This is a genomic window from Acinetobacter sp. YH12219 (assembly GCF_013417875.1).
GTDB classification, from domain to species: Bacteria; Pseudomonadota; Gammaproteobacteria; order Pseudomonadales; family Moraxellaceae; genus Acinetobacter; species Acinetobacter amyesii.
In genome coordinates, this window is record NZ_VPDC01000043.1 from 1 (window position 1) to 8,077 (window position 8,077).

8 protein-coding genes and 1 pseudogene are annotated in these 8,077 nt (G+C 33.5%); 8 read left to right on the forward strand and 1 reads right to left on the reverse strand.

From position 1 onward, the window contains the following. Nucleotides 1-29: 29 nt before the first annotated feature. The 3 genes from FTV04_RS16110 (at nucleotide 30) to FTV04_RS16120 (ending at nucleotide 2,573) form a co-directional block, all read left to right on the forward strand. Nucleotides 30-317: a BrnT family toxin gene (locus FTV04_RS16110; RefSeq protein WP_005267800.1), complete on the forward strand. Its 288-nt coding sequence runs from the start codon at nucleotides 30-32 to the stop codon at nucleotides 315-317. Further along, nucleotides 304-618: a BrnA antitoxin family protein gene (locus FTV04_RS16115; RefSeq protein ID WP_180090375.1), complete on the forward strand. Its 315-nt coding sequence runs from the start codon at nucleotides 304-306 to the stop codon at nucleotides 616-618. Before FTV04_RS16110 ends, FTV04_RS16115 begins: the two co-directional genes overlap by 14 nt. A gap of 176 nt (nucleotides 619-794) precedes the next feature. Beyond that, complete coding sequence (locus tag FTV04_RS16120; RefSeq protein ID WP_180090377.1) at nucleotides 795-2,573, forward strand: acyltransferase family protein; 1,779 nt, start codon at nucleotides 795-797, stop codon at nucleotides 2,571-2,573. 288 nt (nucleotides 2,574-2,861) lie between these two features. Here FTV04_RS16120 and FTV04_RS16125 read toward each other — a convergent pair whose 3' ends face one another. Then, the gene (locus FTV04_RS16125; protein ID WP_180090385.1) at nucleotides 2,862-4,013 is read right to left on the reverse strand and encodes a hypothetical protein; all 1,152 of its coding nucleotides are present in this window, start codon (nucleotides 4,011-4,013) and stop codon (nucleotides 2,862-2,864) included. Nucleotides 4,014-4,825: 812 nt separating this feature from the next. Here FTV04_RS16125 and repM point away from each other — a divergent pair. The 5 genes and pseudogenes from repM to FTV04_RS16150 form a co-directional block, all read left to right on the forward strand. Continuing rightward, nucleotides 4,826-5,755, forward strand: a complete 930-nt coding sequence (gene repM / locus FTV04_RS16130; RefSeq protein WP_180090379.1) for a replication initiation protein RepM — start codon at nucleotides 4,826-4,828, stop codon at nucleotides 5,753-5,755. Between the two features lie 63 nt (nucleotides 5,756-5,818). Further along, nucleotides 5,819-6,373 (forward strand): plasmid replication DNA-binding protein, encoded by a 555-nt coding sequence (locus tag FTV04_RS16135; protein WP_180090381.1) that lies wholly within the window; start codon nucleotides 5,819-5,821, stop codon nucleotides 6,371-6,373. A gap of 268 nt (nucleotides 6,374-6,641) precedes the next feature. After that, nucleotides 6,642-7,256, forward strand: a complete 615-nt coding sequence (locus tag FTV04_RS16140) for a hypothetical protein (protein ID WP_180090383.1) — start codon at nucleotides 6,642-6,644, stop codon at nucleotides 7,254-7,256. A 69-nt stretch (nucleotides 7,257-7,325) separates the two neighbouring features. Beyond that, nucleotides 7,326-7,745: a hypothetical protein gene (locus FTV04_RS16145; protein ID WP_179991645.1), complete on the forward strand. Its 420-nt coding sequence runs from the start codon at nucleotides 7,326-7,328 to the stop codon at nucleotides 7,743-7,745. 242 nt (nucleotides 7,746-7,987) lie between these two features. After that, a pseudogene (locus FTV04_RS16150) lies at nucleotides 7,988-8,077 on the forward strand (BrnT family toxin); the annotation flags it as partial.

Consider the following 8,077-nt stretch of genomic DNA (forward strand, 5'->3'; position numbering starts at 1 on the left):
TATTGTATATACAAATTTGAATGTTTTTTATGGAACAGTATTTTGAATGGGATGAGGCTAAGAATCGAAAGAATCAGAAAAAGCATGATATCTCTTTCGAAACTGCAAGCCTTGTTTTTGAAGATCCGCTGAGGATCTCAATCCAGGACAGACATACCGATGGTGAAGAACGTTGGCAAACCATTGGAAAAGTAAAAGGCGTACTAATGCTACTAGTAGCTCACACCATCTTTGATGAAGATGATTGTGAAATCATACGAATCATTAGTGCAAGACAGGTAACTAAGGCGGAGCGAAATCAATATGAGCATGGTTAGATATACACGCAAAGAGCTAAATGAAAATTTCAGCGACAAGCAAGATGCTGAAATTGAACACTTGCTTGCTAAAGGAACTGTACCAGACGAATTATTAGATTTATCTGATATTCCTGAAATCACCGACTGGAGTAATGCTATTCGTCATGGGCAATTTTATCGTCCAGTGAAGCAACAAACATCTATTCGTTTAGATGCTGACGTACTTGCATGGTTTAAAGCTCAAGGCAAAGGTTATCAGACACGTATGAATGAAATCTTACGGGATGCTATGCTAAAAGAATTAAAAAATCATCAATAAAAATGGGAGCTTAGGCTCCCATTTTTGACTGCGTATACGTGTACTATGTTAATTTTAGAGAAACTTAAATAATAATCTCAAAATTAGGTAAATCTTTTCAAGAAAACTCCTATAAATTAAAAATTAATTGGTGATCCATATTATATAATCCATCAAAATTTTAACTTGATATGATTATGCAAAAAAGAAATGATATACAAATACTTAGAGCATTGGCTGTAATATTTGTCGTACTTTTCCACTTGGAAGTAGCTGGAATTGAGAGTGGTTTTTTAGGGGTAGATGTCTTTTTTGTTGTCAGTGGTTTCTTGATGGCTATCCTTTATAAGACGGGTGAAACTAAAAAATTCTTTGAACGTCGAGCAAAAAGACTCCTTCCTGCTTACTTCACAACAGTAGCAATAACATTAATTGCATCGATATTTATTGTTTTACCTTCTGAGCTAGGGCAAGTTGCCACTCAGTCGATTTATAGTATTTTCTTTGCAAATAATTTTGGGTTCTGGATGCAGAACTCATATTTTAGTAAAACTGATTTTAATCCCTTATTACATTTATGGTCATTGGGTGTAGAAATTCAATTTTATTTGATTGTCCCATTACTCGTATGGTTCTTTAGAAAATCTAAGATTTTTTTACCATTAGTTTTAATTGGCTCTTTTTTAAGTTGCGTTTTCATTGTCGGGATTTCACCAAAAACATCATTCTTTATGATGCCTTTAAGAATTTGGGAATTCTTAATTGGATTTATTATTGCTTATTATTTAACAAACGAAGGTAATATTAAGACTCAAAATTATCAATGGCTAGGTTTAATTGGACTCATTGTATTATGTGCTATTCCATTTATTCGTGTAGATGGACAGTCATTAAATCGTTTAGAGGCACATCCAAGTTTTTATGCATTACTGGTATGTTTTGCGACAAGCTTAGTTCTCAGCTGCGGTTTACCTAAAGTGTTGCAAGAGAGTAGTTTTGGGAACTTCTTAGCTAAAATTGGTGATTATTCATATTCAATTTATTTAGTACATTTCCCAATTATTGTACTTTATTTATATGAGCCATTTTCAGGAACAATTTTATATCCAGAAAATTATGTAGATAAAGCAATTTTGCTCGGTTTGATTATTGTTACATCAGTTTTAATGCATAGATATGTTGAAACAAGACGAATTAATAGTGCAAGTAAAGTTTACGCTACGTCTTTGGTGTCAATTTTACTTTTGGTTGGTGCAACGAAAATCGCACCAAGTATAATTTATAACCAAAATGACCAAAATATCTTTGCAGGTTTAAACGACCGAGCTGTTTATCGTTGCGGTAAGATCGTACGCATCACAAATCCAAATGCGATTAGCTGCAAAATTAATGAAGAAAGTTTTGATCGTTCAGTTTTATTGGTTGGTAATAGTCATGCTGACTCAATTAAACAAGCCTTTGTCGAAGTTGCAAGTACTCACAAGATGAACACCTATTTTATGGTGTCAAATACGCCATTAATGGATAATTCGGTAACAGTGAAATCACTCATTAATGAAGCAGTAAAATTAAATATTAAGAATATTGTTCTACATTATTCACCAAAGTCTTTAAAAGTTGAAACTTTAGAAGAAGTATTAAAATTAGCGGATCAAAAAGACATTAAGATTGATTTAATTTTACCTGTACCAGTTTATGAAGACTCTATTCCAAAACTTTTATATTTAGATCAAATTAAGGGTATGAACGAGCAAAAATATTTAGCTAAAAATGCAGAATATTTTGCACAAATTAATGTATTAAAAAATCAATATCAAATATTTAAAGCATATGATGTTCATACTGTTCTATGTCAACCTGACTGTGCTATCAAAAGTACAGACAATAAGCCTTACTACTTTGATAGTAATCATTTGACGTTAACGGGTGCTCAACAATTGAAACCAGTATTTGAACGTATTTTTTTAATACGTTAAGCAAAAGCAGGGCAGGGTAATGCCAGCCAGTTAAGGAGATTGGGATTAAAAATAAATCTAAATTTATGTCTTATTGAGCATAATTTTAGTTTTTTAATTCTTAACTGACCGGCATTGTCCTCATAGGGTGCTTTTTTATTAAAAAACTGATGTTATATACCCATAGGTTGTATTGTGATTTTCCTAAAATTAAAAACATAATATTTCGTGGTAATGACTCTAGAAAAAATAGCAGAAATAGGGTCATTTAACATAAAATCTCTTATGCGAAATTTAAGAAAAAAAGCTTTAGCATTTTTTTCTGTCTCTTCTTAATCGTTGATCTTTAGGCTTTCGCTTATTCCGTTTATTCAAATAAATCTGATCTGCATTTCGACAAGCCACTTCAAACTCTTTCATACTCCAAGCCTTCTTGGCAGTGAAGCGTACATAGTGTAAGTTTTTTGGAAAATACATTTGATTCAGCTTCTTCTGCTCGGGATTTCGGGCATTTAATATCGATCTCATTTTAGCCTGTAACGTGCCAATTTGATGACGTGTACCATGAAAAGTTCCCTTAGAACTCAATCTAAAAGTGGCTTCTTTCAAACGATCAGCCTGTTCAGTCGAAATTAAATCAATTTTTTTATTCAACTCCCGCGTTGCCGACTGCATAAATTCTTGCGATAGATACCAGGTAAAACGGATTTTCTTCTGAGAATATCGTTGAAAAAACTCCAAATGCTTTTTACGAACCCCGCGTAATGCACGAGTTAGCTCTTTCAACCGCTCGTTATAGCTCACGTCATCGTTAAATTTAATTCCAAACCGTTGCAGTAAAAATGCACTCACGGATGCCTGATTCCAACGTGTATGTTCATTTTCTAAAAAAGCAAAGCCGAAAATACGTTGAATACTGGAAAAACGCCTGACATCAGAGGCATCAAAAGGCTTAAACACCCGATAAACCAGATCTTGGTTACTATCAATAGTTTTTACACGCTTGGCATGAACATTAAAAATAACGCCAAAGCGTTCAGGATGATAATAAACCCGAGAAAATTGTGGCTTAAGATCACTAAACTCAATGTATTGTCCCAGTACATAATCCCCATAGCGCAACAGTTTTTCTCTTTTGGTTGTCAAAAGACTATTCAACTTTTGCTTCTGTACCATGCTCGAATTTTTGGCGAGTATTTCTTTTAGCGTCAGCTTACTTCTTCGCGCTTCTCTGTAGCCTGTGGTAAATAACCAAAACTGGAATACCTCACTTTTGGCTGGATCATAATTGATGACCAGACTCCATACTGGTTCCCCGTAGTCCGATTTTTTCTTACGCTCAGATTCAGTCAGATCGAGGCCATACTTCAAAATTAATTTTGGAAGCACATGATGGAACTTTGAAAAAAGCACAGTATCAGAAAACCAAAACTTAGCCCTTCCATTCGAAATGCATTGCATAAGACTGAGAAGACAGTCTGTTTTCGTTGTTGTGTAGTAGATCATTATCTAATCAAAATATACCTTTTATGCGGAAAGCATAAAAGTTTATCTTTGATTAAAAAAGAATAAAAAACACCATTTTTATAAAATAGCGTTTTTTTTGATCAATTTTGGTAAATGTATAAATAAGAGTTCCATAAATCGAGCGTCAGCACATGCAGATATCAATTTCAAAATTGGTTTTCACCAATTTGATTAATCACCATAGAACGCTCTTATTTGCGATTTAAGCTTCTTTTATTTTTAAATTACCTATCACTATAAAAACCTGTAAACAGAGCTAAAAACGCAAAATATGACGATTTACAATAGTTTTTAGCGAGTGTCTACGAGCGACACAAAGAAAAGTCGCGCCTAGACTCTCTGAAAAACATTTTTTTAAAAATGAAAACTTAGAACAATAAGAAATTAGATGCAGATCTTTAAACCTAGATCGAGCGAAGCGAGCATAAAAAATTTATGAGCGAAGCGAATTCCGAGTTGCTTTTGCTTTTTATTAAATTCCAGATTGGTATTAGCCAAAAAATTGCCCCAACGAACTGAGCTTTAGCGAAGTTCAATAGAGTTTGAGCGTAGCGAAAACCAAGGGCAATTTTTCATTCTTCCCTTTTTAATATATTTTAAATCTTTTAAATCTTTTCAGTTGTCTCTGTGCCTTATATAGCAAAGGTTTCAGCGTTTAAATATGACGGATTGACTACTAACTATGACGGATTGACTACTAACTATGACGGATTGACTACTTAACTATGACGGATTGACTACCAACTATGACAAGTATATATTTGTCATATATTAGAAAAATCAATGGTTTTGTTTTGAATAAAAATCACGTTGTAAAATCAAATCAAGTAATAGAAGCATCGTATCAATTAAGTGCCGTAGAGCAACGAATTGTCTTAGCTGCCATTTCACGGATTCCCAAAAATCAGCTTATTACAGATGATGAGTTATACCCTGTTAGCGTCGATGAATTAAAACAATTGGGCGTACATGAGAAAACTGCATACAGAGATTTAAAGGAAGGTATTAATAGACTCTATGAGAGGTCTATTAATCTCAGTATTGATGATAAATCTATAAAAATGAGATGGGTGCAAGAAATCCAATTTTTAGATAGTCAAAGTGTCATTGGAATCCGTTTTTCAAAACCCATTCTGCCATTCATTTCCAATCTAAGTAGAGAATTCACCAAATATGCCTTATCAGACATTGCTGGGATCAATAGTGGATACGGTATTCGTATCTATGAACTACTGGTTCAATATCGGCAAATAGGTAAGCGTGAAATTTCTGTTGAGAGTTTACGGACAATGTTAGAACTCGGTAAAAAGTACCCATTATTCGCTGATTTCAAGAAACGAGTAATTGACACTGCTATAGACCAAATCAATGAATACAGCCCTCTAAAAGTCACTTTTGAGCAGAAAAAAACAGGGCGTAAAGTCACTCATATTATCTTTTCTTTTAAAGAAAAATCTAAATCCATAACACATACCTCGAAAGATTTTTATCAGCTATCTGATGCTCAAATTAATCTATTCGGGAATCAATTATCACGTTTACATGAGCTTTCCCATTTAGCCTCAGAAGGTGAAAGTTATGAGATTTTAGCTGCTAAAATTAAGGATATGCTTAGAAACCCTCACCAACAACAGCAGTTTTTGCCACACTTAAAGAACTTAGGGTTTAAAGCTTGAGTGTATTGAAGAATACACTTATTGTATTCTTCAATACGTATCCTAAATACACAGCAATACACTATGAAAACAAGTACAAAATACAGTGTTAGTGATGCAGCCACACTGTATAAGAAATCTCGTGCTACACTTTATAAAGATATAAAAAATGGGGTGTTAAGTCGTGATCATGATGGCTCTATCGACTTCTCTGAGTTACTCCGCGTTTACGGTGAACCTTTTAGTGGAAAACACTCAAAACACACTGATACGTCTCCAACACAAACTATAAATACACCTGAATACACAGACAATACAGTTATTGAACTAAAGAATCAGATCGATTTTCTAAAGAAACAGTTAGAAAAAGCAGAAGATCGCGAAGCTAAAGCAAATTCTCGTATCGATACATTACTTACCCTAATTGAAATGAAGCCAACTCAGGTTCATCCCACACCAACTTCAGCTCAATCTAGTCCATCTCAAGTAGAATCTACATTGAATGTAGATAACGACAAACATGACGGATTGACTACTCCGGAGCAGACAGAAAATAAGCGTATTCCTGTACCGGAGCATGTTGAACCGGAGCAACCGAAAAGAGGCTTTTGGAGCCGTTTTTTTAGACCCTATGATTAACCACGATTGTTTAACTGATATGAACAAAGTCGTGAAACATTGGTCAAAGAATAAGCGTGGAACATGAAAAATCATAAAAAAAGCCCGAACAGGGATGTTCGGGCTATAAACTGGAAACTACAGTATTGATTTCTAAGGTTAATTATAGTGCATTTCGTATAATGCGTATTATGTTAATTTTAGGAAATCTACAATATAAATTTCCATAAAAATACCATTTTTATTTGATAGAATAACAATCTATTTTATTAAAATTTATAGAGTTTTCATGAAAAAAATAGTTTTTGGGGTTTCTTTATTAACAGCTTTTTTTTGCACAAATGCAATTTCTGGAATCACTGTCATAAATAAGGCGATTCCTTTCAATAACCTTCCATCTGAGATCAAAACAGAAATTGAAAGTCATTACGTAGATAGTTGCAAACAAATCTCCGAAGACCCAGAGATCCCTAGAAAAAATCCGAAGATCACTTTTGATAAAGGTTTTATAGTTAACGTTGACTTCAATGCTGATGGCTTAAAAGATTACATAATTAAATCATCAGAAGTTACCTGTGAAGGCGCTGTTTCTATGTTCACAGGAAATAGTGATGGTTTTGTTGACATCTATTTTCAGAACCAAGATGGTCAATATGAACATGTACTGAATTATTGGTTAGGTCGAGAAGGCTTAGAACTTAAAAAAACGAAAGATGGTTATCGCTTTATATCTGAGTACAACGAAAGTTACCTAGCTTGGGACACAAAGAAAAATAAATTTTTGTCTTATTATGGGCCAGAGAAAAGATTAGATGTATTAGAAATCGGGGATGAAGATGCCTCTACAACTCAGACATCATCGCAAAGTAGTGCGATTTTAAAATCCGTATTAACTCCAAAATAATGAGAAAGTTAACTGCTAGCCTTTAACTAGCAGTTAATTAATTTTTATTAACCATTGAAAAGCATTTTTATGAAATTTTTTTTAGTCGTTCTCTTACCAATAATATTTTTTAACTCAGCATATGCCTCACAGATCAGTACAATATTTATTGGTAAATGGGGAACTGACAGAGCCGCTTGTCGTGGCATCGTGAATGGTGATGATTTCAGAGTTTTAAGTATAAAAAATAGTGAAGTAAATCAGATTAAGGATGAGCGGTACGAGGGATATTCTCACATAAACATTACCCAATTTATTGAGAGCCCTGCTAATGAACTATACGGTGTAGGATTTAGATATACATTTCATAGTGAAGAACCAGGAAGTCTTTATAGGGAACAAGAGAAAGTTCACTATGTTCTGATTGATAATAAATTGTATTCAATTGATGAATACGTTTCAGAAAATGGACAAATAGAATCCTTTACTACTTCTTTTACAAGATGCTGATTCAACGATTTAACATAATGGCGATTATACGAAGTACACTTGTATATTAATATAAAAATCAAGTACTTAATGAAACAAGAAAAATCCAAAAATGAGCGAAAAGCCGATTTTGAAACAAGTCGGCTTTTTTGTGAGCAGTTTTGAAATATTTTGCCAATAATTTTGACTAAAAATTACGCTTTTCAGCTCGAGTGATACAATTTTGTGATACATTATTGTATATACAAATTTGAATGTTTTTTATGGAACAGTATTTTGAATGGGATGAGGCTAAGAATCGAAAGAATCAGAAAAAGCATGATATCTCTTTCGAAACTGCAAGCCTTGTTTTT